This is a genomic window from Arthrobacter sp. NQ4, assembly GCF_029077345.1.
Taxonomy (GTDB): Bacteria; Actinomycetota; Actinomycetes; order Actinomycetales; family Micrococcaceae; genus Arthrobacter.
The window spans coordinates 48,704-74,315 of record NZ_JARETC010000004.1; the positions used below are offsets into that span (position 1 = coordinate 48,704).

The following is a 25,612-nucleotide window of genomic DNA, read 5'->3' on the forward strand; positions in this document are numbered from 1 at the left end:
AGGTAGCTAGCGGGACGCCCGGAAGATCGACGGCGCGGGCCGGTTTCCGGTGGCAAGGTCGGCAAGGATGCGCCCGATCACCGGCGTGAACTTGAAGCCGTGGCCGGAGAAGCCCGCGCCGATCACCACCGGTCCTATCCGGTCCAGGACGAAGTCCTCGTCCGGGGTGGTGGTGTACGTGCAGCTGATGGCCTCGAACGAATCCGGGTCCACGCCGGGCAGCCACTGCCGTGCGTAGTCCTGCAGGGCGGCGAGCTGTTTCGGCTCCGGCAGGAAATCCCGCTGGTCCGGGTCCACCACTTGGCCCACCCCGTGCCAGCCGGCCTTGATGCCTTCGCCGGGGGTCTGCATCCCGTACACGGGGGAGTACCAGCCCTGGTAATCCGGGCCGGGATAGTGGTTGAAGCCGGGCCACACCGCGCCGGGGTCCGCCACGCGGAAATGCGCCGGCTGCTCCTGGGTCACCCTGAGCTTCGGGATCCGCAACGCTGCGCCAGCCGTGCCCGCCACCTTGGCCAGCAGCTTCTCCGTCCAGCCGCCCGCCGTCACCACGGCCTGGGCTGCGGTGACCACCTCCGTGCCCGCAGCCGATTCCAGCACCAGCCGCACGCCGTCGTCGAACACCTCGAAGTCCACCACCTTGGTGTGGTGCCTGATCTCGGCGCCGCGGGCGGAGGCCAGCCGCTGGAAGGCGGGCAGCGCCGCCTCCGGGTTGAGCTGGCCGCCGTCGGGCATGTGCAGGACCTGCTGGTCGAACCGGATGCCGCGCCAGCGTTCGCCGGCCACGCCGGGGGACAGGAATTCGGCGCTGATGCCGGCCTCGGTGAGGGCTGCGGCAACTTTCGGGAGGTCGCCGCCAGGACCGTGGGTTACGACGCCGGTGCGCGCCAGCAGCTGCACGCCGCTGTCCTGCTCCAGCTCGTCCCACAGGGCCAGCCCCTCTGCCAGCATGGCCACGTAGTCGGGCTGGTGGTAGCCCGGGTTGAGGTTCCGGGTGGCGCCGTGGGACGCGCCGATCCTGTGCCCGGGGCCGAACTGCTCCACCAGCGTCACCTGCCGGCCGCGGCGGGACAGTGCCCACGCGGCGGCCGAGCCCATGGCGCCACCGCCGATCACGACGGTATCCAGCACAGTATTCATCAGCCCTCCAAGCTGCAGTTACGACTCGTGGCCAGTGCTCACGCCAGGAGCAGTGCCACACCGATCATGGCGGGCACTGCCACCACGGTGGTGATCAGCACGGTGTCCTTGGCGACGGTCAGCCCCGTCTGGTAGCGGCTGGCAGCCACAAACACATTCTGCGCGGTGGGCAGGGAGGACGTCACCACCACGGCAAACAGCGCATGGCCGTCCATACCAAGCACGAAGCGGGCAAAAACATAAGCCAGGGCCGGCTGGACAATGAGCTTGAAGCCACTTGCCAACAGGGTGTCCACCCGGCGGCCGGCAGAGGCCTGCAGCGGGCGGGTGCCGTTCAGGCTCATCCCGAACGCCATCAGCATGGCCGGAATAGCGGCTCCGCCGATCAGGTGGATCGGCTCCATGACCAGCGCCGGTACCTGGAACCCGGTGCCTGCCACCAGCAGCCCCAGTCCGGAGCCCACGATCATGGGGTTGCGCAGGATCATCAGGAAGAAGCCGAGGACGGTGGTCCGGTGCGTGCTGGTGCTCGAGTCCAAAATCATCAGGAACGTAGGGGTGAAGAAGGCAAGCTGGAAAATCAGCAGCGGCGCCACATAGCTGGCATCACCCAAGACATATACCGCGATGGGAATACCCAGGTTCGCCGAGTTCGCAAGGGAAGCGGACATCGCGGACATCAGCGATTCCGGGAGCGCCCGCTTGAGCCAGAACCTGGCCAGGGCGAAGAAGATGGCGGCGGTGGTGATCGCCGCCACCGCCGTGACCAGCAGCGGCTCGGCGAAGACTTCCTGCAGACGGGCCTTGCTGAGGGTTTCAAAGAGGAGTGCCGGGCTGGCGACGAAGAACGTCAGGCCGCTCAGGACGGGGCGGGCGTTATCGCCGAGGATCCGCTGCCGGCCCACGAACCATCCCACCAGGATGATGCACCAGACCACGAAGAACCCTGCCAGCACCCCTAGCAAGGATCAGCCGTTCGGGCACGGCGGAGGCAGGGACCGGGACGCACGCTCCGGTTACAGGGTGGCGTTGTTAAGCGCGAAAGGGGGGCGCATCATGCCGGGGGTGAGGCCCTCGGCGGGGTCGTTGCCCAGCTGGATGATCCGGTTGTCCCGGTCCACGTGGACCACCTTGGGCTCGTAGGCCCTGGCCTCTTCCGTGGTCATTTCCGCGTAGGTAATGAGGATGACGATATCGTTCTCGTGCATCAGGTGCGCCGCTGCACCGTTGATGCCGATAACGCCGGAACCGCGCTCGCCGGCGATCGTATAGGTTTCAAGCCGCGCGCCGTTGGTGACGTCCACGATGGACACCAGCTCGCCCGGCAGGATGTCGGCGGCCTCGAGCAGGTCGAGGTCAACGGTGACGGAGCCGACGTAGTGCAGGTCGGCGTGCGTGACGGTGGCCCGGTGGATTTTGGACTTGAACATTGTTCGATTCATAACGGCTCCAGTCTAGACCTGCGGCCCTTTACCCGCAGTGACGCACGAAACATACGGACCTGCACGGACCTGCGCGGTGACGCGGGTGCTCACTGCGCAGGGGACGCACCTGCGCAGCGACGGACGGCCTGGCTGCGCACGTAAGGACACGGACGACGGCGGCCGGTCACCCGGCGTCGTCCGTTGCCACCGCCGCGGCAGCCGCAGCCAGGGTCTCCCTCGCTGCCAGGATGGCCGGGCGCTGCGTGCTGGAGCGGCGCACCGAGGTGAAGATGGTGCGGTGGGGCTTGCCCGGCAGCTCCAGCAGCTGGGCGGTGGTGCCGCGGCCGGTCCACACCAGGTCCGGCATCAGGGCCACGGCATTTCCGGACTCGATCAGGCGGGCCTGCGCCTGCAGGTCGGCGGTTTCAAACCGGACGTCGGGCTCGAAGCCCGCGCTGCGGCACGCCTGTTCTGCCCAGTGCCGCGAGGCGGCCCCGCGCGGTTCCATGACCCAAGCCAGGTCTGCCGTGTCCTCCAGGGTACGGATCGCGGGTCCGCCGCCGGATGCCGGGGGAACGGCCAGCCGGATGGCGTCGGTGGTCAGCTTCACCTTGTCCAGTTCGGGGTAGCGCGGGGCCGCATGTCCCGGATACTGCTCGGCGATCACCAGGTCGAAGTCCCGGGCCCAGGTTTCGTGCAGTGCCGTCTCCGGCTCCCGCTGGATCATCTCGATCCGGACCTCGGGGTACTTTGCGGCCATGCGCGTCAGGGTGTCCGGCATCAGGGCGAGCGCCGCGGACTGGAACACCGCGATCCTTACGGTGCCGGTCACGGTAGTCAGGGATGCGGCCAGGTCCGCCTCAGCCTGCTCCATGGTTTCCAGCAGCTGCGCGGTGTGCGCCACCAGCACTTCCGCCTGGGGCGTCAGCTGTACGCGCCGGCCCGTTTTCCGGAGCAGCTCGACGCCCACTTCCTTCTCCAGGAGGGCCAGCTGCTGCGATACCGACGACGGGCTGTACTGAAGCGCCTCGGCCACCTCCGCCAGCGTCCCACGGATGCTTAATTCGCGGAGCAGCCGCAGCCTGCGCACGTCAAGCATGATGGATTCCTAACTGAAACTAACGAATATAGGTTAGAAGTAGCCACTTTATCTAACGCAATTGCGCACGCATACTGTTGAAACCGAGTTACCCCCGTCACAGCCAGGTTTCTTGGCGTGCCGCGGCGGGGTCGCACCCCAACCAGGAGTTCCTGATGAGCAGCAAAGATTTGAGCCAATCGATCATGCGGCGAAAGCCCATCGATGACATCGAAGAAGAGAGCAAGCACAGCGGACTGTTCAAGTCCCTCGGGCTGTGGCAGCTCACCGCCATTGGCGTAGGCGGAATTATCGGCGTCGGCATCTTCTCCCTCGCGGGACTGGTAGCCGCCGGCAGTGAAGGCAACCCGGGAGTGGGGCCCGCGGTGCTGATCTCCTTCCTGATTGCAGGCCTCGCCTCCGCGGCCGCCGCCCTCTCCTACGCGGAGTTCGCCGGCATGATCCCGCGGGCAGGCTCCGCCTACACCTACGGCTACGTGGCCCTTGGCGAGGTGATCGGCTGGTTCATCGGCTGGGACCTGCTGCTGGAATACATCGCCATCGTGGCAGTGGTGGCCATCGGCATCTCCGGCTACCTGGACGCCTTCCTGGCCGGCATCGGCATCCATCTGCCGGCCTGGATGACCTCCACCTTTGACGAAGGCAAGGGTGGCATCATCAATGTCCCCGCCATCCTGGTCTGCCTCCTGGTGACCTGGATCCTGTCCCGCGGCACCAAGGCCTTCGGCAGGTTCGAACTCGTCGCTGTGGCCATCAAGGTGGTCCTGATCCTGTTCATCATCGGGCTGGGCGTCTTCTACATCGACACCAACAACTACAACCCGTTCATGCCCAGCGGCTTCGGACCCGTTGTGGCCGGCTCCGCCACCGTGTTCTTCGCAGTGTTCGGCTACGACGCCATGAGTACCGCGGCCGAGGAAGCCAAGGACGGCAAGAAGCACATGCCCAAGGCCATCGTCCTCTCGCTCATCATCGCCATGCTCCTCTATGTTGCCGCCACCCTGGTCCTCACCGGCATGCAGAACTACAAGGACATCGACCCCAAGGCCGGGTTCGCCTCCGCCTTCACTTCGGTGGGCCTGCCCGTCATCGCCACCATCATTTCGGTGTTCGCGGTCCTCTCCATCCTTACCGTGATGCTCACCTTCCTGCTCGGCGTCACCCGCGTCTGGTTCTCCATGAGCCGTGACGGCCTGCTCCCGGGCTGGTTCGCCAAGACCGACCGGCACGGCACCCCGCAGCGCGTCACCTGGATCGGCGGCATCGCCTCCGCCTTCCTGGCCGGCGTCTTCCCCATCAAGGCAGTCGCGGACCTCACCAACATCGGCATCCTGGCCGCGTTCGTCGTCGTGTGCCTGTCCGTGATCATCTTCCGTTACAAGCGCCCTGATGCTCCCCGTACGTTCCGCCTGCCCCTGATGCCCGTGATCCCGGCCTTCGGTGTCCTGGCCTCCGCCTTCCTGATGCTGCAGCTGCACTGGGAAACCTGGCTGCGGTTCGTGGTGTGGCTGATCATCGGTCTGGTCATCTACTTCGGCTACGGCCGCAAGCACTCGCTGATGAACCCCAACAGCCCACGCCACGAGGAACTCGCAGAGCTGCACCGCCCGCTCACCTGACCTCTCCCCGGACGCGCCATCACCTTCTGACCGCTTTCCCCCAGCGCCCCATCAGAGAATGCGGCGTCCAGCCGAACCCTCCCCCACATTCCGTGGGGGAGGGTTCGTTGCTTTCGACGGGAGGTGATGGGGCGTTGGCGGTTTGGGGGCGGGAGGTGATGGGGCGTTGGCGGTTTGGGGGCGGAAGGTGATGGGGCGTTGGCGGTTTTGGGGCGGGAGGTGATGGGGCGTTGGCGGTTTTGGGGCGGAAGGTGATGGGGCGTTGGCGGTGGGCAAAACATTGGTTTTCCTAACCTGTAATGGTTGGAAAAGATCGCTTTATCTTATGTGAGTTGAAGCTCATACTGGTGGAAAGACCTCCCAGAACACCAGAAAGATCGGGAAAACAATGACCCACGTTGCAATGGAACCGGCAGTCGCCAAGGCGGCCACCCCGCAGACCGTCGACGTCGACGTCCCCCAGGCCAAGGCCCTCGCCGATGAAGCGGTCGCCCTGGTCCGGCGCTGGCTCACCGAGGCCGCCAAGGTTCCGGTGGACGCCTCCGCCGAGCAGTTGGCCGGCGTCCTCAAGGACCCCAACGGCCTGGACTTCACGGTGGGCTTCGTGGACGGCGTGGTCCGTCCCGAGGACCTCAACGTCGCCGCCCGCAACCTCGCGAAACTGGCCCCCAAGGTTCCTGCCTTCCTGCCCTGGTACATGCGCAGTGCCGTGGCACTGGGCGGCACCGTGGCCCCCGTCCTGCCGCAGGTGGTCATCCCCGTGGCCCGCAAGGTCCTGCGCGAAATGGTGGGCCACCTGATCGTTGATGCCACCGACGCCAAGCTGGGCCCGGCCATCGCCAAGATCAAGAAGGACGGCATCAAGCTCAACGTCAACCTCCTGGGCGAGGCAGTCCTCGGCGAGCACGAAGCCTCCCGCCGCCTCGAAGGCACGCATACGCTGCTGGCCCGCCCCGACGTCGACTACGTCTCCATCAAGGTCTCCTCCACCGTGGCCCCGCACTCCGCCTGGGCCTTCGATGAAGCCGTGGAACACGTCGTCGAAAAGCTCACGCCGCTCTTCCAGCGTGCCGCTTCCTATTCCGCCAGCGGGCAGAAGAACAAGTTCATCAACCTGGACATGGAGGAATACAAGGACCTGGACATGACCATCGCGGTCTTCACCCGGATCCTGGACAAGCCTGAGTTCCAGGACCTCGAGGCCGGCATCGTGCTCCAGGCCTACCTTCCGGATGCGCTGTCTGCCATGATCCGGCTGCAGGACTGGGCCGCAGAGCGCCGCGCCAACGGCGGCGCCGGCATCAAGGTCCGCGTGGTCAAGGGCGCTAACCTGCCCATGGAGCAGGTGGAAGCCTCGCTGCACGACTGGCCGCTGGCCACGTGGGGTTCCAAGCAGGATTCCGACACCAGCTACAAGAGCGTCATCAACTACGCGCTGCACCCCGAGCGGATCAAGAACATCCGCATCGGCGTGGCCGGCCACAACCTGTTCGACATTGCTTTCGCCTGGCTCCTGGCCAAGCAGCGCGGTGTGGAGTCCGGCATCGAATTCGAGATGCTGCTGGGCATGGCGCAGGGCCAGGCCGAGGCCGTCAAGAAGGACGTCGGCTCCCTGCTGCTCTACACGCCGGTGGTGCACCCGTCCGAGTTCGACGTCGCCATCGCCTACCTGATCCGCCGCCTGGAAGAGGGCGCCAGCCAGGAAAACTTCATGTCGGCGGTCTTCGAGCTCAGTGAAAACGAAGGACTGTTCGAGCGCGAGAAGCAGCGTTTCCTCTCCTCGCTGGAGGCACTGGACAACACCGTTCCCCTGCCCAACCGGCGGCAGGACCGGAACCTTCCCCCGGAGGCCATGCCGCACACCGGGTTCCGGAACACCCCGGACACCGATCCCGCACTGCCGGCCAACCGCACCTGGGGCCGGGCCATCCTTGAACGCGTCCCGTCCTCCACGCTGGGCGACGCATCGGTGAAGGCTGCCTTCATCAATGACGAGGACACCCTCAACTCGGCCATTGCCAACGCCGTGGAGAAGGGCAAGGCCTGGGGCGAACTTTCCGGCAACGAGCGTGCGGAGATCCTGCACCGCGCCGGTGAGATCCTGGAAGCCCGCCGCGCCGACCTCCTCGAGGTCATGGCCAGCGAGACCGGCAAGACCATCGACCAGGGCGACCCCGAGGTCAGCGAGGCCGTGGACTTCGCCCACTACTACGCCGAATCCGCGCGCAAGCTGGACACGGTCGACGGCGCCACATTCGTCCCAGCCAAGCTCACCGTCGTCACGCCGCCCTGGAACTTCCCGGTCGCCATCCCGGCAGGGTCCACCCTTGCGGCACTCGCCGCCGGCTCCGCCGTCGTCATCAAGCCCGCCAAGCAGGCCGCCCGCAGCGGCGCCGTCATGGTCGAGGCGCTGTGGGAGGCCGGCGTGCCCAAGGGTGTCCTGACCATGGTCCAGCTGGGGGAGCGGGAACTCGGCACCCAGCTCATCAGCCACCCAGCCGTGGACCGCGTCATCCTCACCGGCGGTTACGAAACCGCCGAGCTGTTCCGGTCGTTCCGCAAGGACCTGCCGCTGCTGGCCGAAACCAGCGGCAAGAACGCCATCATCGTCACCCCCAGTGCCGACTTGGACCTTGCTGCCAAGGACGTGGCCTACTCCGCGTTCGGCCACGCCGGCCAGAAGTGCTCCGCTGCCTCGCTGGTGATCCTGGTGGGCTCCGTGGCAAAGTCCAAGCGGTTCCACAACCAGCTGATCGACGCCGTCACCTCCCTGAAGGTGGGCTACCCGCAGGATCCCACCAGCCAGATGGGTCCCATCATCGAACCCGCCAACGGCAAGCTCCTCAACGCCCTCACCACTCTGGGCGAGGGCGAGAGCTGGGCCGTCGAGCCCGCGAAGCTGGACGAGACCGGCCGGCTGTGGAGCCCCGGCGTGCGCTACGGCGTCAAGCGCGGCTCCTACTTCCACCTGACCGAGTTCTTCGGCCCGGTCCTGGGCGTGATGACCGCCGACACCCTGGAAGAGGCCATCGCCATCCAGAACCAGATCGAATACGGCCTCACGGCAGGCCTGCACTCCCTCAACTCCGAGGAACTGGGCATCTGGCTGGACACCATCCAGGCCGGTAACCTCTACATCAACCGCGGCATCACCGGCGCCATCGTCCAGCGCCAGCCGTTCGGCGGCTGGAAGAAGTCGGCCGTCGGCGCCGGCACCAAGGCCGGCGGCCCCAACTACCTGGCCGGCCTGGGCGACTGGCTCCCCACGGAGGCATCCGCCAAGGCGCCCGTAGCCAACGCGGCCGTCCGCCGCATCCTCAACGCCGCAGGTCCCGCCCTTGCACCGGCGGAACTTGAGTCCGTCCAGCGGGCCCTGGCATCCGATGCCGAAGCCTGGGCTGACGAGTTCGGCACTGCCAAGGACGTCTCCGGGCTGGGCGCGGAGCGGAACATCTTCCGCTACCGCAGCCTGCCGGTCACCATCCGCCTCTCCGAAGGTGCGCCGCTGGCGCACCTGGTCCGGACTGTGGCGGCCGGTGTGCTGGCGGGTTCGGCCGTCACGGTGTCCACCGCCGTCGAACTTCCCGCCCAGTTGCGCTCCGTGCTCACCGCACAGGACATCGACGTGTCGGTGGAGTCCGACGCCGGCTGGCTGGCTTCCGCCGGACACCTCGCCGCCGCGGGCAAGCTGTCAGGGGGACGCATCCGCCTGATCGGGGGCGACGCCTCCGCGCTCGCCGAAGCCACCGGCGGCCGTCCCGACCTGGCCATCTACGCCCACCCCGTCACGGAGGCGGGCCGCGTGGAGCTGCTGCCCTTCCTGCATGAGCAGGCCGTCAGCATCACCGCCCACAGGTTCGGAACCCCGAACCATCTGTCGGATGCTCTGATCTAGCGCCTGCGGGCACAAAAAAGTCCGGCGGTTGGGTTTGTTTTCACAAGCCCAACCGCCGGACCTTTTTGTATGTCCGCTAGCCCAGGTACCAGCCCGGCGGCGTCCAGGTGGCCGGGACGCTGTGGGCGGAGAAATCCTCGCAGCGGGTGCAGGTGTAGGCCACCTCGCCAAGGGTGGCCACCGTTCCGTCACGCCGGTAGGTGGGCGGAATGTACGACTCGAGGTAGACGAACTCGTCCGTACGGCATTTGTCGCAGGTGGGTTTCCCCACGTATCCGGAGTCAACGGAGGCGTGTCCGGTTCCGAGGGTGTTCTGGCGGGTGGACGGCCGTGCGTTGGAGTACGGGCGTGCGTGCGCAGAACCTGGGTGGATGTTCCTGGCTGTCGTCATTGGCTGCCTGTCCCAAGCGGTGGTTTCCGGCATGCGGATACGCGCTTGTTTCGGTGAACTGGCCTGCTGCTTGACCTTGGAAAACCAGCATAGGGGAAGCCACTTCCCCTATCAATGGACACGGCCCCCCTAACTCGCCGAAATGCTGGAAATTGGGCCGCAGGAGAGTTAAGTTTGGCGGTTAATGGTCCTGCCGACAATCGACTGGGTGAGGGCGTCGATCACCTCAGCATTGGCCAGCGGATTGCGGATCAGGGTGAAGTCCACGTCCCCCACGGCGGGAAGGTCGAAGCGCCGGGTGATGATTTTCAGGTCTTCGGGCACCAGCGACGTGGGCATGACGGCCACCCCGATGCCCGCCCTGACCGCGGCCAGGACACCGCTGATCTGCCGGGTGGTGCAGGTGATCCGCCACGTCCTGCCGTTGGCCTCCAGCGCATCGATGGCCAACTTTCGGCTGAGGCTGGGGGCCGGATAGGCGATCAGGGGCACGGGGGTTCCCGGTTCCATCACCGTCTGTTCCAGGCCCACCCAGGAAAACGAGTCGTGCTGGACCACGGTGCCGTCTTTGGCCCCGGCCACCCATTTCACGAAGACCAGGTCCAGTTGGCCGGCGTTGAGCTTTCGATACAGCTGGTCGCTTTGGCCCACCGTGAGTTCGAGGTTGATCTGCGGATAGATCTGCCGGAACTCGCGCAGGATCCGGGGGAGCCCGGTGATGGCGAGGTCGTCAGCGGTGCCGAACCGCAGCCGTCCGCGCATGGCCGACCCCGAGAAATAGCGGGCAGCGGCGTCGTGCGCGGACAGGATGCTCCGTGCGAAACCGGCCATCGCATCGCCGTTGTCCGTGAGCCTGACGTCGCGGGTGTCCCTGGTGATCAGGGTGCGCTTGGCGGCTGCCTCCAGTTTGCGGATGTGCTGGCTGATGGTGGGCTGGGCCAGCCCCAGGCGTTCAGCGGCCTTGGTGAAGCTCAGGGTGTCCGCCACCGCCAGGAAGGAGCGCAACTGTGCTGGTTCGAACATGAGGGACTACTGTGTCCTTCCGGCTGGGTTGCTTATTGCGTTTTGCAATACGAGTTATAGGGACCATACCTCTCCATAATCTACTCGGCCAGCCTAGCGTTAAGGACATCCCAGACCGCCCGCAATTTTGAGGACACTCCTGTGGCACCGCCTCCGCCTTCGTCGGCTTCCGTCTCCCAACCAGTCATCGACGCGGCGGGTTCAGCGCCGCCGGACAACCAGACCCAGCCGCTGCCCGTCGTGGCGGAGCGGCTCCCTTGGAAGCACACCTTCATCTCGCTGAAGGTGCCCAACTTCCGGATCTTCGCCGCCGGCCACTTCATCGCGGTCATTGCCATCTGGATGCAGCGGATTGCGCAGGACTGGCTGGTGCTCCAGCTCTCCGGCTCCGTGACGGCCGTCGGCGTGACCGTGGCCCTGCAGTTCCTGCCGTCCCTGCTGCTGGGTCCCTGGGGCGGCATGATCGCCGACAGGTTCGCAAAGCGGAAGATCCTCATCCTGTGCCAAAGCATGGCTGCGGTCCTGGCTGCAACGCTGGCCACGCTTGCCCTCACCGGCGTCATCATGGTGTGGCACGTCTACGCCATCGCCCTGGTCCTGGGCCTGGTGACGGTCCTTGACCAGCCCGCACGCCAGGTGTTCGTCAATGAGCTGGTTGGTCCCCGGTACCTGCGGAACGCCATCAGCGTGAACTCCACGACGTTCCAGCTGGGCGGCCTGATCGGTCCCGCCATTGCCGGCCTGCTCCTGACGGCGGTCGGTGCCGGCTGGGCTTTCGCGGCCAACGCCGTTGCCTGCTGCTCCACGGTGGTGATGCTGCTGATCCTCCGGAAAGACCAGCTGTACGTCAACGCTCCCACCCCCAAGACCAAGGGAATGCTCCGGGAGGGGCTCCGCTATGCCTTGAGCAAGCCCACCATCTATTGGCCATGGCTGATGGCCGGCTTCATCTCAGTTTTTGCCATGAGCCTGCCGGTGCTCCTGGCCGCCTTCGCGGACCACGTATTCAGGGTAGGCGCCGGCGGCTACGGGCTCCTGAACGCGCTGGTGGCACTGGGCGCGTTGTCCGGCGCCGTGGCGTCCACCCGCCGCCGGCAACTGCGGCTGCGGTCAGTGGTGTTCTGCGCCGGAATGTATGGCCTGATGCTCTGCCTGGCCGTCCTCGCCCCCTCCATGGTCTGGTTTGGGGTGGTCATGGTGCTGTCCGGCTTCTGGTGCCTCATGTTCCTCACCGGGTCCAACCAGCTGGTGCAGGTCAGCTCCAACATGGGGATCCGCGGGCGGGTGATGAGCCTGTACATCATGGTGCTCATCGGCGGCCAGGCACTGGGCGGGCCCATGCTGGGGTGGATCGCCGAACACGCCGATCCGCATGTGGCCCTCCTGGTATCCGGGGGAGTCCCGGCACTGGCGGCACTGACCGTGGCCGCCATCCTGGCACGGAAAGGTGGCCTGACGGTCAGGATGGACATGAAGGACCGCCTGCCGTTGAGAATCGTCAGCAGGCAGGCAAGAGCCTAGGAGGCGTGCCCGCTGGGATCCTCCCGGGCGCAAAACAAGACCCCGCCATCTGTGTCGATGACGGGGTCTTGTGCTTTGGCCCAGCAGGTTGGTGCTGGTTTACTTCTTCTTCGCCGCTTTGGTGGGCGTGACGTCCAGGGAGCCGGCAGGGGCGGATGCGGCCCTCTTGTCTGCGCGCTTTTCCTTGATGGACTTTCCGGACTTCTTTGATGCCGTTTGACGCGGGGACTTATCAGCCATGATTGCTCCTGTAGCGGAACCGCAAAAGGTTCCTTACTGCAGACCATACACCTTGGGGGATGCTTCGGAGCGCGTGTAGCCGGCGGGGAAATTGGAGCGGCTGACGGGAATCGAACCCGCGTATCAAGCTTGGGAAGCTAGCGCTCTACCATTGAGCTACAGCCGCAGTGCCGCCGCTCGCGCGGGGCAGAACTTAGCTTAGCGCAGATCGGCGGGCTCCCCGCCCACCCGGGCCGGCGGCCGCTGCGTGTCCTGCAACCGTGGACGTCATCCAGTAACTCTTCAATAACGTCGGCGGTGCCGGCTAGGTCCGGGTGCCGGGCGGTGGCTAACCTGATCCGGGTAGCGGCCGCTTTGGGGGAGGCAGCTATTGCGGCAGCCGACGTCAACCACAGGAATTTCTTCATGGCAATCGCAGAGCACGAGGTCCTCATAGAACGCGACGCCATGGCCGTGTACCAGTACCTCCTTGATGCCACCAATCTTCCCGCCTGGCGCAGCGACGTCCGCAGCGTGAAGCTCGTGCAAGGGCCGGCCGAAGCCAAGGGCGCCGTGTACCGGAAGATGGTCGCCGGACGCTCCGGACTGAGCATCCCCGCGGAGCTGGAGATCACCAATGTGCGGCCCGGAGCCGAAATCCAGTTCCATGTGGTGTCCGGCCCTGCCACCCGTTGGGGCGGCTACTACCTCAGCAGCGAAGACGCCGGCACCAGGGTCCGGTTTGCCGTGGAAGCCAAACGCGAGGGACGGTTCGGGTTCCTCAGCAGGTGGACCTTCTTTAACGGGATGCTCCAGCGCCGGGTCAGTTCCGACGTGGCCCAGCTGGACCGGCTGAAAAACGTGCTGGAGCTCCAGCCGGCCCTCTGAATCAGTTCCGGATCACTGCGCCAGCCGCTGCCCGGTCCATGGTCCGGCAATGGTCGACGGCGATGCGAGGCTTCCGGAGCCCAGGTCCCAGTACTGCACGGTGTCGTTGGCCCGGCGGATCGCAACACCCCTGGAGTTCAGTCCAGTGGCGTTCAGCAGCGCCCGGATTCCCGTGACGTCCGTCCAGCCGGTGGCTACGGTGGCCCGCGTTTCTGCGCGGAGCGAGGTGCTGCCCAGTCCGCGGTAGAGCTGCACGGTGCCGTCGGCCCTCAGCCCCAGGATGTCCTGGAAACCGTCACCGTCGTAGTCCACCATAGACAGCCGGGATGCGTAGACACCCGTGGCAACCGTGACGCGCTCAGCAATATCACCGGTGCCCTTGTTGCCGTAAAGGTACAGGTTTCCGGCACCGTCCAAGGCCAGGATCTGCGGCATCCGGTTGTGGACGCACCAGCCTCCCACCGCCAGGGTCAAGGTGTCCCAACCGCCCACGCCAAGGGTGATGGGCGCCTGGAACCCGCCACTGGCGATGCCCCGGTGCAGGGTCAGGTTGCCACTGGCCCACTGGGTCAGGACGTCGAAAGTGCCATCGCGGTCCCAATCGGTGACGAAGACTTCCTTGGCTCCGCTAAAGCCTGCGCCGATTACCCTGGCCGCGGCGTAGGTGCGGGGCCCGGTGGAGGCGCGGTCCAGCAGCTGTCCCGCGGAGTCGACGGACACGAGGTCGGCCGGACCGGTGATTGCCGCAGCGGCGAGGTTGAGGGTGGGCGGCATGTGCTTGACGGGTGCGTCGCACAGGCTTGGCGGCGGTGCCGGGAGCGATCCTCCCGATGAAGCACCGCCGGGTGAATCGAGGGTGCCCGCCGGCAGTGTGGTGTAGCCGAAGAAGTTCACCACACCCCAGATCTGGTAGGTGGAGTTGGTGTAGGAGACCCCTGCGCCCATCACGTTGAAGCGCGGGTCCAAGAGCATGGCGTTGTGCCCGGGTGATCCCTTCCACCATTCCACGAGCTGGGCTGCGTCCCGGTCGGTGCGGATGGCGATGATCTCACCGGCGCCGTTGTTGGGGCTCATCGCGCGGGGGTCGGTCCAGAAACTGGCCCGGTGCTCGATCACCTCACGGGTGGCAATGTTGTCCGACCACTCCTGCGACAACCCGGCCACGGTGGGGTGGTACTTCACCTTGTTCAGGCCGTTGGCCACGCGGTACTCGTTGATTTTGGTGAAGAGGGTAAGGACGGCGGAGGAGTTGCTGTCCGGGACCAGGGCTTGCGTGGACGTACGTGTGGCGGCAGGGTCGGCAGCCGCGGATGGGGCGGACGGCGATGCCAGTTCCTGGTCCGGTGCCCAGAGCGGCGGGATGGAAACGGTCTGGGGTGCGGCTTCGGTGGATGGTAAAGCCGGGGCCGGTGGTAGTGCCGTTTCCGTTGCGGGTTGGACCGCCACTGTGGAAGGAGCTGCCGCGGGCGTGGACGTGGGGGCGGGTGCAGGGGTGGCCTCCGGCGCGGGCGACGCCGCCCGGATATCCGGGTCGACGGCAGGGGTGAGGCTGCCGGCGGAGCCGTCGTCCTTACTGGTCATGCCAGCGCCGCGCACCAGGGGCGCTGCCAGTGAGATGCTCGCTGCTCCCGCGTGGTTGAGGGGCGCGGGCACAGGAGGTGCGGACGCGGACGACGAGACCAGCGCCAACGCACAGAGCACGCCAAGAAAAGACGGTGCCACTAATTTATTCACAACATCCCCAGCTCTGTTATGCCATCCGGGAGACCATTCCGGCGGCTTTCATTCGCAACATTAGCCCCACGAGGCCACAGCAACAACGGGAAAGTGCTCTTGTGGATAACCGATACGGTAATTTGGGACGGTGCTGATCTCTGACCGCGACATTCGTGCCGAAATTGATTCCCAGCGGATCGTGCTGGAACCGTTCGATCCGGCGATGGTCCAGCCGTCGTCCGTAGATGTCCGGATCGACAAATTCTTCCGGTTGTTCGACAACCACAAGTACGCGCACATCGATCCCGCGCAGGAGCAGCCCGAGCTGACCCGGCTGGTGGAAGTGGAGCAGGACGAGGCCTTTATCCTGCACCCGGGCGAGTTCGTCCTGGGGTCGACCTACGAGACCGTGACGCTGCCCGATGACATTGCGGCCCGGCTGGAAGGCAAGTCATCCCTGGGCCGGCTTGGCCTGCTGACGCACTCCACCGCAGGCTTCATCGACCCCGGTTTTTCCGGCCACGTCACCCTCGAACTGTCCAACATGGCCACCCTGCCCATCAAGCTGTGGCCCGGTATGAAGATCGGCCAGCTCTGCTTCTTCCGGCTAAGCTCGGCCGCGGAGTTCCCGTACGGCCAGGGGGAGTACGGCAACCGGTACCAGGGCCAGCGCGGTCCCACCGCCAGCCGCAGCCACCTGAATTTCCACCGCACCAGTATCTAGCAGCACCTGTGGCCGGCCGCCGGCCACCAGTCGGGCCGGGAACGCTAGAGCTGGGGTGCGACCGCCGGCCTCCGGATGAACGGCTTGGCCAGCGGTTCCACGTAGCGTGCGGCCAGCGGCCCCATCACCGCCATCAGCAGCACGTAGGCGGTGGCGAGGGCAGCGAGCTGATGCGGGACCGCTCCCGAGGCGACAGCCAGCCCCGCAATCACGATGGAGAATTCGCCGCGGGCCACCAGGGCAGCGCCGGCGCGGAAGCGCCCGGGCCGGGCAATCCCGGCCTGCTTGGCCGCCCAGATCCCGGTCAGCATCTTGGTTGCCGCGGTGGCGACAGCCAGGACCAGGGCCCACCCCAGGACCGGCGGGATGGATGAGGGGTCCGTGTTGAGCCCGAACGCCACAAAGAAGATGGCGGCGAACAGGTCCCGGAGCGGTTCGAGGATGCGGGTGGCGTTGTGGGCGGTGGAACCCGAGATGGCGATCCCCAGCATGAAGGCACCCACCGCGGCGGAAACCTGCATGGCGGACGCTGCGCCCGCCACCAGCAGGGCTGCCCCGAGGACATTCAGCAGGAAGACCTCGGAGTTCTCGCTGTGCACTGCCTTGGAGACATGGTGCCCGTGCCGCAGGGCCACCATGAGGACCACGCTGACCACGGCCAGGGCGATCCCCACCGTGGTGAGGCCGCCGAGGAAACTCACGCCCGCCAGCGTGGCCGTGAGGATGGGCAGGTACACGGCCATGGCCAGGTCCTCGAAGACCAGGATGGACAGCACCACGGGGGTTTCCCGGTTGCCCAGCCGGCCGAGGTCCGTGATGACCTTGGCGGCGATGCCTGACGAGGAAATGTAGGTGACGCCGCCCATGACCATGGCTCCTACACCACCCCACCCCAGGAGCAGGGCAAGCGCGGCGCCGGGCAGGAAGTTCAGGACGAGGTCGAGGACACCGGCCTGCCAGGAGCGGCGCAGGCCGGTGAAGAGCTCTGCGGCCGTATATTCCAGCCCGAGCATAAGCAGCAGGAGGATGACGCCGATCTCTCCGGAGAGATGTGCGAACTCGTGCATGCCTTCAAGCTTGATGATGCCGCCCGCACCAAACGCCAGGCCGCCCAGCAGGTAGAAGGGGATGGGGGACATGCCGATCCGTCCGGCCAGCCTGGCCAGGAGGCCGAGGCAGAACACAACGGCCCCCAGTTCAACGAGGGTCTGGGCCAACGGGTCCATGGGAACTAGCCGTGGCGCAGGATGTCGGCCGCTGAGTCGAGGCCTTCCTGGGTGCCCACTGCCACCAGCAGGTCGCCGGGGTGGAGGACGACGTCGGGCCCGGGCGAAGGCAGCACCTCACCCTCGCGCATGATGGCCACGATCGACACCCCGCACCGGGTGCGGATGGACGCCTTGCCCATGGGCTGGTTCTGGAACGGGGAGTCCGCTGCAATGGAGAACTGCCGGGTGACGATCCCCGGGACGTCCTTGTGCTCCTCCGCGAGCTTCATGGCCAGGTGCATGCCGCCCAGGAGGTTGCCCAGGGTGGCTGCTTCATCGCTGGTAAGCGGAATCGAGGCCTGGCAGGTATCGGGGTCGTCCCAGGTGGAAACGATGAGTTCCGTCTGGCCTTCCCGGAGTTCCACCACGCCGATGCGGCGTCCGGAGGCGGTCATGAAATCCTTCCGGCGGCCCAGTCCGGGGAGGTTCGTTTCATCCACGTTCATGACTCCAGCCTAGTCTGCCTGGCAACATCCCGCCGGGGTCCGGAACAGGGCCGGACGGTGGTTTCAGCTGGCGGGGACCACGGCGATGGGTGCCCGTTCCGGCGCCTTTACCGGCAGCAGGACCAGCAGTCCGGCGAGCAGGACCACCATGATGCCCAGGATGCCCCACCGCTGCGCCTGCCCCGCGGGCACCAGCGGGGTGGCCACGGTGATGCAGAGCGTGAAGAGAGCGGGCGCCATGAAGCTGACGGCCCGTCCGGTGGTGGCGTAGAGGCCGAACAGCTCACCGGATTCGCCATGCGGTGCCAGCCGTGCCAGGTAGGCGCGGGAGGAGGACTGGGCGGGACCGACGAACAGGCAGAGGAAGAGCCCGAAGACCCAGAACGTGGTGCTGCCCGCCCACTCCATGCCGAAGACGGAATAGTTGCCGTTTCCCAGAACCAGGATTGCGCTCCCGGCAACCAGGAGGCCCACCAGGGAACCGGTGATGACGGCCTTGGGCCCCACCTTGTCGTCCAGGAACCCGCCGATCACCGCGCCGATGGCTGCCACGACGTTCCCGAAGATGGCGAAGAAGATGACCTGGGAGAGGGCAAAGCCGAAGGTGCCGGCAGCGATGATGCCGCCGAACGTGAAGACGGCGGCGAGGCCGTCCCGGAACACGGCGCTGGCCAGGAGGAAGTAGATGGTATGCGGGCTGGTGGCGTAGATGGCCTTGATACGCCGGAACAGCAGCCCATAGCTGGCCAGGAACCCCAGGCGCGCCGCCTGCCCGGAGCGGGGCAGTTCAGGGACGGCAAACAGGACGGGGAGCGCGAAGACGAAGAACCACAGGGCGGAGAAAACCGCCACCAGCCTGATGTTGAGGCTGTCCTGCGTGGAGGCGCCGAACCATGCGAAAGCAGGCTGGACGAACAGCTGCAGGACGATCAGGAGTGCCACGATGCCGCCCAGGTAGCCGGCGCCCCAGCCGAAACCGCTGACCTTTCCGATGTTCCGTGGGGTGGACACCTGCGCGAGCATGGCGTTGTAGTTGACGCCGGCGAATTCGAAGAAGACATTGCCCAGCGCGATCAGGGATACGCCGAGGAGCAGGAATTCCGGGTGCGGGAACACGAAGAAGCACAGGGCAGTGAGGACGGCGACGACGGCCGAGTTGACTCCCAGCCACAGCTTGCGCCGGCCCCCTGCGTCCGAGCGCTGGCCGGTGACCGGTGCCAGCAGCGCGATGGCGAACCCGGCAACCGCCAATGCGCCGCCCAGCACTGCGGAGGCACTGTCCTCGCCACCGAAGGCGTTGGACGTCAGGTAGACGGTGAAGACGAAGGTGGTCATGACGGCGTTGAAGGCCGCCGAGCCCCAGTCCCAGGAGGCCCAGGCCAGGACCTGCCCTTTGGTGGAGGACCCGGTTCCGGCAACAAGATCCGAGGCGGGCTGCATCGCCCCTGGAGCGCTGGCGCTGTTCATAGGATGCATCGTATCCGCCCGTGGCGAACACCCACGGGAGCGCGGGCCCTTGTCGTCGGGGATTCCGGCTTTGGGTGCAGGTAAAACCGCCAAGGTTACCGGACCGGCCTTGGTAAACTGAACCCTCCCGAACCTTACTTTTTGCCGCCTGCTCCAACTTTTGACAATCGAATCCCTGACGTTGCGGAGAATACAGTGATCACAGTCCTTGCCGTGCACTTTTCGGTGGCTGTCCTCGCGCCCTTCCTCTTCAGGGTCTGGGGCCGCAACGCCTTCTACGCGTTGGCTGCCGTCCCGGCGGTTTCCTTTGGCTGGCTGATGTTCCAGCACAACCCCATCTACTCCGGACCCGGTGCCATCACTGAGGTCCTCGAATGGATCCCCAGCCTCCACCTTTCGCTGTCGTTCCGCATGGACGCGCTGGCCTGGGTGATGTCCCTGCTGGTGCTCGGCGTAGGGTCCCTGGTGCTGGTTTACTGCGCGCGCTACTTCAAGCGGAAGGACCAGGACCTGGGCGCCTTTGGTGCCCAGCTGCTGGCGTTCGCCGGTGCCATGTTCGGCCTGGTCACCGCGGACGACCTCCTGCTGCTGTTCATCTTCTGGGAACTGACCACCATCCTGTCCTATCTGCTGATCGGCTTTGCCCGGACCCGGCTTGCGGCCCGCCGCTCCGCACTCCAGGCGCTGATGGTCACCACCGCCGGCGGCCTTGCCATGCTGGTGGGCCTGATCATGCTGGGCAATGCCGCCGGAACCTACACCATCTCCGCCATCCTGGAGCAGGCCCCGGCGCTGGCCGGCGGGACGGCCGGCACCATGGTGAGCGCCGCCGTCGTCCTCATCCTGGTGGGTGCCATCACTAAATCTGCGCTGGTCCCGTTCCACTTCTGGCTTCCGGGCGCAATGGCGGCCCCCACCCCCGTGAGCGCCTACCTGCACGCGGCGGCGATGGTGAAGGCAGGAATCTACCTGGTGGCGCGGCTTGCCCCGGGATTCTCGGAGACGGCGTTCTGGCAGCCCGTGGTCCTGGGGCTGGGCCTGGCCACCATGCTGGTGGGCGGCTACCGGGCGCTGCGGCAGACCGACATTAAGCTGATCCTGGCCTACGGCACCGTCAGCCAGCTGGGCTTCCTCACCATGGTGGTGGGCCTGGGAACGCCCGACGCCGCCCTGGCGGGCCTGGCCATGCTGCTGGCGCACGGCCTGTTCAAGGCCACGCTGTTCCTGGTGGTGGGCATCATCGACCACCAGTCCGGGACCCGCGACGTCCATAAACTGTCCGGCGTCTTCCGCTCCTCCCGGGCCCTCGGCATCGTGGCCGGCATCGGGGCTGCGTCCATGGCGGGCGTTCCGCTGCTGGCCGGCTTTGTGGCCAAGGAATCGGTGCTGGAAGCATTCGTGCACCACGCCACGGACCCGCACGCCGGGCCGTGGGGCATGGTGGTGCTGGTGGGAATAGTGGTGGGCTCGATCCTCACTTTCGCCTACAGCGCCCGCTTCATGTGGGGCGCGTTCGCCGTCAAGCCCGGCGTGGACCCCACCCCGTTCAAGGCCATCAGGCCCTCCTTCCTGGCCGCCCCCGCGGTCCTCAGCCTCCTGACGATCGCCTACGGGCTTTGGCCGGTGCCGGTGGACGCCTGGATCCAGCCGTACGCCGCGCTGTTCGCTTCCACAGCGCCCGACGCCGGCACCGCGGCAGCGCAGGCGGGCCACCTTGCGCTGTGGCACGGCGTCACACCAGCACTGGGGCTGACGGCCGTCACCTTCGCACTGGGCCTGGCCATGTACTTTGGCCGCAGCGCAGTGGCCCGGGCCCAGTCCCTGGTCCCGGCCTGGGTGGACGCCGACCGCGCCTACCAACTGACCATCGGCGCGCTGGACGACGCGGCCGTCTGGATCACCGGCCGGACCCAGCGCGGTTCACTGTACTTCTACCTCGCGGTCATCCTGAGCGTGGCGTTCGTCCTGCCGCTGGCCGCGATCCTGCTTGGCGGCAACGCACTGCCGCAGGACATCTACCTTGTGGACCCCAACTCGCCGCTGCAGCTGGTGGCCGGGGTGGGCATCGTCATCGGCGCCCTGGCTGCCGTCAAGGCCAACAAACGTTTCCTTGCCGTGCTCATGGTGTCCGTCACGGGGTACGGCATCGCGCTGGTGTTCGCCCTGCAGGGTGCCCCGGATCTGGCCCTGACCCAGATGCTGGTGGAAACCATCATCCTGGTGGCCTTTGTCCTGGCCATGCGCAGGCTGCCGCCCGAACTGCGGGACCGCACCGGCGGGAAATACCGGGTCCTGCGGGTGATCATCGGGCTGGGCTTCGGCGTGACCATGGTGTTCGCCGCGATTTTCGCCATGGGCGCCCGGACCGCCATCCCCGTGTCCCTGCAGTTTCCGCAGCTCGCCTATGAAGGCGGCGGGGGCCTGAACGTGGTCAACGTGACCCTGGTGGACATCCGCGCCTGGGACACCTTCGGGGAGATCAGCGTCCTGGCGCTGGCCGCCACCGGCGTGGCAAGCCTGATCTTCGTCCGCGGCCGGGGCGACAGGCTGCAGGCATCCGCCACCGTTGCAGCGGGCACGGTGGGACGCCACCCCGGTGTCGACCCCGGCTCCCGCGACGCTGCGGCGCTGGCCATCAGCCGGAAGTTCGCGGCCTCCAGCCGGGACGTTTGGATTGTGGCAGGGCGGACCCTGGCTCCGGAACGCCGCTCCATCATCTTCGAGGTGGTCACCCGGCTGATCTTCCACTCCATGATCATCTTCTCGCTGTACCTGTTGCTGGCCGGCCACAACCTGCCCGGCGGAGGATTCGCCGGCGGTCTCACCGCGGGACTGGCCCTGACCATCCGCTACCTGGCGGGTGGCCGGTTCGAGCTGCGGGAGGCGGCGCCCCTGAGTGCCGGCGCGCTGCTGGGCATTGGCCTGGCCCTGGCGGCCGCCTCCGGAGTGATGCCCCTGCTGCTGGGCGGCCAGGTCTTCCAGTCCGCCATCATCCAGGTGTGGCTGCCCGTCTTCGGGGACATCAAGTTCGTCACCTCCACCATCTTTGATATCGGCGTCTACATCGTGGTGGTGGGCCTGGTGCTTGACGTGCTGCGCAGCCTCGGAGCCGAGATCGATGAACACCTGGAGGACCAGTCCGCGCCCGGGAGCGAGGACCAGGAACAGGAGCAGGAGCAGGAGCAGGACCAGGAGCCGCACCAGGAGCCGCACCAGGAACCGGACCACGGCCAGGGCCGGGAGCCGGACCGGGCCGGGGAAGAGCAAGGATCCGGCCGCCTGGACCAGGAACCGGACGGGGTTCCTGCCGAAACCACCGCAAAGGGCCACGCATGAGCGTCAACCTGACCCTGCTGATTGTCATGGGAGCGCTGTACGCCTGCGGCATCTACCTGATCCTGGAACGCAGCCTGACGCGGGTGCTGCTGGGGCTGATGCTGCTGGCCAACGCCACCAACCTCCTGATCCTGGCCACCGGGGGATATGCAGGCCTGGCGCCGCTGTTCTCCAAGGACATACCTGCCCAGGACTACAACGATCCGCTGCCGCAGGCCCTGATCCTGACGTCGATCGTGATTTCCTTCGCCGTCACGGCATTCATGCTGGGCATCATCTACCGCACGTGGGTGCTGGCCCGCCAGGACGACATTCAGGATGACGTGGAGGACCTCAGGGTGGCGGAGACCCCCAGCTTCGACGCGGAGGACGACGCCGAGGTGCCCGCGGAAACCTCCGAATTCCCGCTCACCATGCTGGGTTCCGACGGCCGGAATGTGTCAGACCACGGACCGTCCGCAGCGGACGCTGGCCAGGAAACGGACCAGCCGGTGGCCACGCTGGTGGCCGGCGGCCGGGAGATGCCCGCAGAACACGCTGCCGCGGAGGAAAAGCCCGGCTCGCTCAATGTTGACCCCAGCCCGGAAGGAGGCGGAAAGTGAACATCGCAAGCTTTGCCCCGCTCGCCGTCGTACTTCCCATCCTGGGCGCCGCCCTGACCTTCCTGCTGATCCGGCACTCCAGGGCCCAGCGCGCGGTGAGCATCGCCCTGCTGTCGCTGACCCTGGCGCTCGAATGCCTCCTGCTGGCCTCCGCGTGGAATGACGGCACCGCCGCGGTGACCATCGGAGGCTGGATCCCTCCGTTTGGCATCGTCATGGTGGTGGACCAGTTCTCCTCCCTGATGCTGGTGGTGTCCTCCGCCGTGAGCCTGGCCGTGCTGGTCTACGCCACAGGGCAGGGCATGGCCGACGGCGACCACGACGCACCGGTCTCGATCTTCCACCCCACGTACCTGATCCTGGTGGCAGGGGTGTCCAACGCGTTCCTGTCCGGTGACCTGTTCAACCTCTACGTGGGCTTCGAGATCCTGCTGACTGCAAGCTACGTGCTGATGACCCTGGGCGGCACCGGGCCGCGCATCCGCGCCGGCGTCACCTACGTGGTGGTGTCCGTGGTGTCCTCGGTGCTGTTCCTGATTGCCATCGCCATGGTCTACGGAGCCACCGGAACGGTGAACATGGCGGACCTGGCCATCAAGCTGGGCGAACTGGACCAGGGCACCAAAACCCTGCTGCATGTGATGCTCCTGGTGGCCTTCGGCATCAAGGCCGCCGTTTTCCCCCTCTCCTTCTGGCTCCCCGACTCCTACCCCACGGCGCCCGCGCCGGTCACCGCCGTGTTCGCCGGACTGCTGACCAAGGTGGGCGTCTACGCGATGGTCCGGACCGAGACGCTGCTGTTCCCCGGCGACACGTTGAACACGCCCCTGATGGTGGTGGCGCTGCTGACGATGTTGGTGGGCATCCTGGGTGCGCTGGCCCAAAGCGACATCAAGAGGCTCCTCTCGTTCACCCTGGTCAGCCACATCGGCTATATGGTGTTCGGGCTGGCCATGTCCTCCGCAGTGGGACTGGCAGCGGCGGTCTTCTACGTGGCGCACCACATCACCATCCAAACCAGCCTTTTCATGGTGACCGGCCTGATCGAGCGCCGCGGCGGCAGCTCGTCCGTGGACCGGCTGGGCGGCCTCGCAAAGCTCTCGCCCATGCTGGCCCTGCTGTTCTTCATTCCCGGCATGAACCTGGCCGGCATCCCGCCGTTCTCCGGGTTCCTGGGCAAGGTGGGGCTGCTGCAGGCCGGCGTCCAGCTGGGCACACCACTGGCCTATGCGCTGGTGATCGGCGGTGTGGTGACCAGCCTCCTGACGCTGCTGGCCATCGCCAGGGTTTGGAACCGCGCGTTCTGGCGCCGCCCCACCGATGCCGAACATCCGGACCCGGTGCTCCTGGCCCCTCCCGTGGCGAGGCTCTCCGGTCCAGGCGCCAAGGTCAACAACACCGTGACGCTCCTGCCGCGCACCATGGTGGGTTCGACAGCGGGTCTGGTGGTGCTCGGCATTGCCCTGACCGTCTTTGCCGGACCGCTGTTCGCTCTCTCGGACCGGGCCGCCCGGGACATGCTTGACCGGACGCCGTACATCGAGGCGGTGCTGGGCGACGGTACTTCCGTCCCGGGCACAACCGCCGGGGGAGGAGGGCGATGAGCCGCAAACGCATTTCGCTGCGCCAGGAACTGCCCCTGCTGGTCTGGCTGGTGATCGTCTGGGGCGCCCTGTGGCAGGATTTCAGCCCCGGAAACCTGTTGTTCGGTGCCCTCCTGGCCGTGGGCGTGGCCCGGCTCTTCTACCTTCCGCCGGTGGAGCTCAGCGGCCGCTTCAATATCCTCTACGCCGTGCCCTTCGCGCTGGCCTTCGTGGGCAAGGTGGTGGTGGCCAGCGCCCAGGTGCTGTACCTGGCAACGGCCCGCGGACCCAAGGTGACCAACGCCGTCGTCGCGGTGAAGCTGAGGAGCCACCAGGACCTGATCGTCACCGCCACCGGCCATGTGATCTCCCTGATCCCGGGCTCGCTGGTGGTGGAGGTGGACCGTTCCACGTCCACCCTCTACCTGCACGCCCTCAACATCACCTCAAAACAGGACGTGGAGGGCCTGCGGAACGAAGTCCGTTCCATCGAAGCCGGCCTGATCCGCATCATGGGCAGCCGCGAGGAACTCGAAGAAGTGCGAATGGAGGCCACCGCATGATGAACGTTGTCCTGGCCGTCACGGCCGTCATTTTCTCGCTGGCCGCGGCGGGTGCCATCCTCCGGATCGCCCGCGGCCCGTCGCTGCTGGACCGGGTCCTGGCCGCCGACGTCCTGCTCGCCATCCTGGGCGGGGCGCTGTGCATCGATATGGCAGTGAACCGGCACTTGAACAACCTGATGCTGGTGGTGGCCATCTCCATCATCGGGTTCATCGGGTCCGTGACGGTGGCCCGGTTCGTGGCGGACCGGAGGGTGAAGCCCAATGAATCCTGACTTTTCCGGGCCGGATGCCTGGATCGACGCTGTCTCGGCCGTGTTCATGGTGGTGGGCGCGCTCATGTCCCTGGGCGCGGCGATTGGCCTGCTGCGCTTCCCCGACCTGCTGAGCCGCATGCATGCCGCCACCAAGCCCCAGGTCCTGGGCCTGTTCCTGCTGCTGGCCGCCATTGGGCTGCAGATGCGGACCTGGTGGGTCTGGCCGGTCCTGGCTGTGGCATGGATCTTCCAGCTGCTCACGGTGCCCGTGTCCGCCCACATGGTGGGCCGGGCCGGCTACCGCACCAAGCACCTGCACCGGGAGCTGCTCACAGCCGACGAGCTGGAAGCCGTGGTGCAAAAAGCCGCCGCCGAGACCGCCCTGGAGGACAGTTCCGACGACGGCCGGCAGCGCTAAGCGAAGCTTTGGG

At 66.6% G+C, this 25,612-nt stretch carries 22 protein-coding genes and 1 tRNA gene; 11 read left to right on the forward strand and 12 right to left on the reverse strand.

Annotated elements, in window-relative coordinates:
• Positions 1–6: 6 nt before the first annotated feature.
• From PUN51_RS08760 to PUN51_RS08775, 4 genes are all read right to left on the reverse strand, one after another.
• Positions 7–1,140, reverse strand: coding sequence for an FAD-dependent oxidoreductase (locus PUN51_RS08760; RefSeq protein ID WP_275180582.1), 1,134 nt, complete (start codon positions 1,138–1,140; stop codon positions 7–9).
• A gap of 38 nt (positions 1,141–1,178) precedes the next feature.
• Entirely contained in the window at positions 1,179–2,105 is a 927-nt protein-coding gene (locus PUN51_RS08765; RefSeq protein WP_275180584.1) for an AEC family transporter, read from the reverse strand.
• A gap of 51 nt (positions 2,106–2,156) precedes the next feature.
• Positions 2,157–2,582, reverse strand: coding sequence for an aspartate 1-decarboxylase (gene panD, locus PUN51_RS08770; RefSeq protein ID WP_201302375.1), 426 nt, complete (start codon positions 2,580–2,582; stop codon positions 2,157–2,159).
• A 166-nt stretch (positions 2,583–2,748) separates the two neighbouring features.
• Entirely contained in the window at positions 2,749–3,663 is a 915-nt protein-coding gene (locus PUN51_RS08775; RefSeq protein WP_159630129.1) for a LysR substrate-binding domain-containing protein, read from the reverse strand.
• Between the two features lie 155 nt (positions 3,664–3,818).
• On the opposite strand from PUN51_RS08775, the gene PUN51_RS08780 reads away from it, so the two are divergent.
• Positions 3,819–5,282 (forward strand): amino acid permease, encoded by a 1,464-nt coding sequence (locus PUN51_RS08780; protein WP_159630131.1) that lies wholly within the window; start codon positions 3,819–3,821, stop codon positions 5,280–5,282.
• A gap of 388 nt (positions 5,283–5,670) precedes the next feature.
• Positions 5,671–9,177, forward strand: coding sequence for a bifunctional proline dehydrogenase/L-glutamate gamma-semialdehyde dehydrogenase (locus PUN51_RS08785; protein WP_275180585.1), 3,507 nt, complete (start codon positions 5,671–5,673; stop codon positions 9,175–9,177).
• Between the two features lie 76 nt (positions 9,178–9,253).
• Here PUN51_RS08785 and PUN51_RS08790 read toward each other — a convergent pair whose 3' ends face one another.
• Together PUN51_RS08790 and PUN51_RS08795 are read right to left on the reverse strand one after the other, a co-directional pair.
• Positions 9,254–9,568: a hypothetical protein gene (locus tag PUN51_RS08790; RefSeq protein WP_159630136.1), complete on the reverse strand. Its 315-nt coding sequence runs from the start codon at positions 9,566–9,568 to the stop codon at positions 9,254–9,256.
• Between the two features lie 168 nt (positions 9,569–9,736).
• Positions 9,737–10,591: a LysR substrate-binding domain-containing protein gene (locus PUN51_RS08795; RefSeq protein ID WP_224023508.1), complete on the reverse strand. Its 855-nt coding sequence runs from the start codon at positions 10,589–10,591 to the stop codon at positions 9,737–9,739.
• A gap of 141 nt (positions 10,592–10,732) precedes the next feature.
• On the opposite strand from PUN51_RS08795, the gene PUN51_RS08800 reads away from it, so the two are divergent.
• Positions 10,733–12,112: an MFS transporter gene (locus PUN51_RS08800; RefSeq protein WP_275180588.1), complete on the forward strand. Its 1,380-nt coding sequence runs from the start codon at positions 10,733–10,735 to the stop codon at positions 12,110–12,112.
• 99 nt (positions 12,113–12,211) lie between these two features.
• Here the strand turns inward: PUN51_RS08800 and PUN51_RS08805 are convergent, their stop codons facing one another.
• Together PUN51_RS08805 and PUN51_RS08810 are read right to left on the reverse strand one after the other, a co-directional pair.
• Positions 12,212–12,352 (reverse strand): hypothetical protein, encoded by a 141-nt coding sequence (locus PUN51_RS08805; protein WP_201302376.1) that lies wholly within the window; start codon positions 12,350–12,352, stop codon positions 12,212–12,214.
• A 92-nt stretch (positions 12,353–12,444) separates the two neighbouring features.
• Positions 12,445–12,518 (reverse strand) — tRNA-Gly (locus tag PUN51_RS08810).
• A 239-nt stretch (positions 12,519–12,757) separates the two neighbouring features.
• Between PUN51_RS08810 and PUN51_RS08815 the strand changes: the two genes are divergently transcribed.
• Positions 12,758–13,219 (forward strand): SRPBCC family protein, encoded by a 462-nt coding sequence (locus PUN51_RS08815; RefSeq protein WP_159635075.1) that lies wholly within the window; start codon positions 12,758–12,760, stop codon positions 13,217–13,219.
• Between the two features lie 12 nt (positions 13,220–13,231).
• Here PUN51_RS08815 and PUN51_RS08820 read toward each other — a convergent pair whose 3' ends face one another.
• Positions 13,232–14,941, reverse strand: coding sequence for a CAP domain-containing protein (locus PUN51_RS08820; RefSeq protein ID WP_275180590.1), 1,710 nt, complete (start codon positions 14,939–14,941; stop codon positions 13,232–13,234).
• 142 nt (positions 14,942–15,083) lie between these two features.
• Between PUN51_RS08820 and dcd the strand changes: the two genes are divergently transcribed.
• The gene (gene dcd, locus PUN51_RS08825) at positions 15,084–15,659 is read left to right on the forward strand and encodes a dCTP deaminase (protein WP_159630142.1); all 576 of its coding nucleotides are present in this window, start codon (positions 15,084–15,086) and stop codon (positions 15,657–15,659) included.
• A gap of 44 nt (positions 15,660–15,703) precedes the next feature.
• On the opposite strand, the gene PUN51_RS08830 is transcribed toward dcd, so the two are convergent.
• The 3 genes from PUN51_RS08830 to PUN51_RS08840 all read right to left on the reverse strand — a co-directional run bounded on the left by PUN51_RS08830 (position 15,704) and on the right by PUN51_RS08840 (position 18,840).
• Positions 15,704–16,885 (reverse strand): cation:proton antiporter, encoded by a 1,182-nt coding sequence (locus tag PUN51_RS08830; protein ID WP_275180593.1) that lies wholly within the window; start codon positions 16,883–16,885, stop codon positions 15,704–15,706.
• A gap of 5 nt (positions 16,886–16,890) precedes the next feature.
• Complete coding sequence (locus tag PUN51_RS08835; RefSeq protein ID WP_159630146.1) at positions 16,891–17,373, reverse strand: cation:proton antiporter regulatory subunit; 483 nt, start codon at positions 17,371–17,373, stop codon at positions 16,891–16,893.
• 63 nt (positions 17,374–17,436) lie between these two features.
• Positions 17,437–18,840 carry an MFS transporter gene (locus PUN51_RS08840; RefSeq protein WP_275180596.1) on the reverse strand — a complete coding sequence of 468 codons (1,404 nt, stop codon included), beginning with the start codon at positions 18,838–18,840 and terminating at the stop codon, positions 17,437–17,439.
• Positions 18,841–19,035: 195 nt separating this feature from the next.
• Between PUN51_RS08840 and PUN51_RS08845 the strand changes: the two genes are divergently transcribed.
• The 6 genes from PUN51_RS08845 to mnhG are packed head-to-tail and all read left to right on the forward strand — an operon-like array spanning position 19,036 to position 25,599.
• Entirely contained in the window at positions 19,036–22,176 is a 3,141-nt protein-coding gene (locus PUN51_RS08845) for a Na+/H+ antiporter subunit A (RefSeq protein WP_275180598.1), read from the forward strand.
• Positions 22,173–22,778, forward strand: a complete 606-nt coding sequence (locus PUN51_RS08850; RefSeq protein ID WP_275180599.1) for a Na(+)/H(+) antiporter subunit C — start codon at positions 22,173–22,175, stop codon at positions 22,776–22,778. The genes PUN51_RS08845 and PUN51_RS08850 overlap by 4 nt, the downstream gene beginning before the upstream one ends.
• Positions 22,775–24,382, forward strand: coding sequence for a Na+/H+ antiporter subunit D (locus PUN51_RS08855; protein ID WP_275180600.1), 1,608 nt, complete (start codon positions 22,775–22,777; stop codon positions 24,380–24,382). Before PUN51_RS08850 ends, PUN51_RS08855 begins: the two co-directional genes overlap by 4 nt.
• Positions 24,379–24,924, forward strand: coding sequence for a Na+/H+ antiporter subunit E (locus tag PUN51_RS08860; RefSeq protein ID WP_224023493.1), 546 nt, complete (start codon positions 24,379–24,381; stop codon positions 24,922–24,924). Before PUN51_RS08855 ends, PUN51_RS08860 begins: the two co-directional genes overlap by 4 nt.
• Positions 24,921–25,199, forward strand: a complete 279-nt coding sequence (locus PUN51_RS08865; protein WP_159630158.1) for a monovalent cation/H+ antiporter complex subunit F — start codon at positions 24,921–24,923, stop codon at positions 25,197–25,199. The genes PUN51_RS08860 and PUN51_RS08865 overlap by 4 nt, the downstream gene beginning before the upstream one ends.
• Positions 25,189–25,599, forward strand: coding sequence for a monovalent cation/H(+) antiporter subunit G (mnhG, locus tag PUN51_RS08870; protein ID WP_159630160.1), 411 nt, complete (start codon positions 25,189–25,191; stop codon positions 25,597–25,599). Before PUN51_RS08865 ends, mnhG begins: the two co-directional genes overlap by 11 nt.
• Positions 25,600–25,612: the final 13 nt, after the last annotated feature.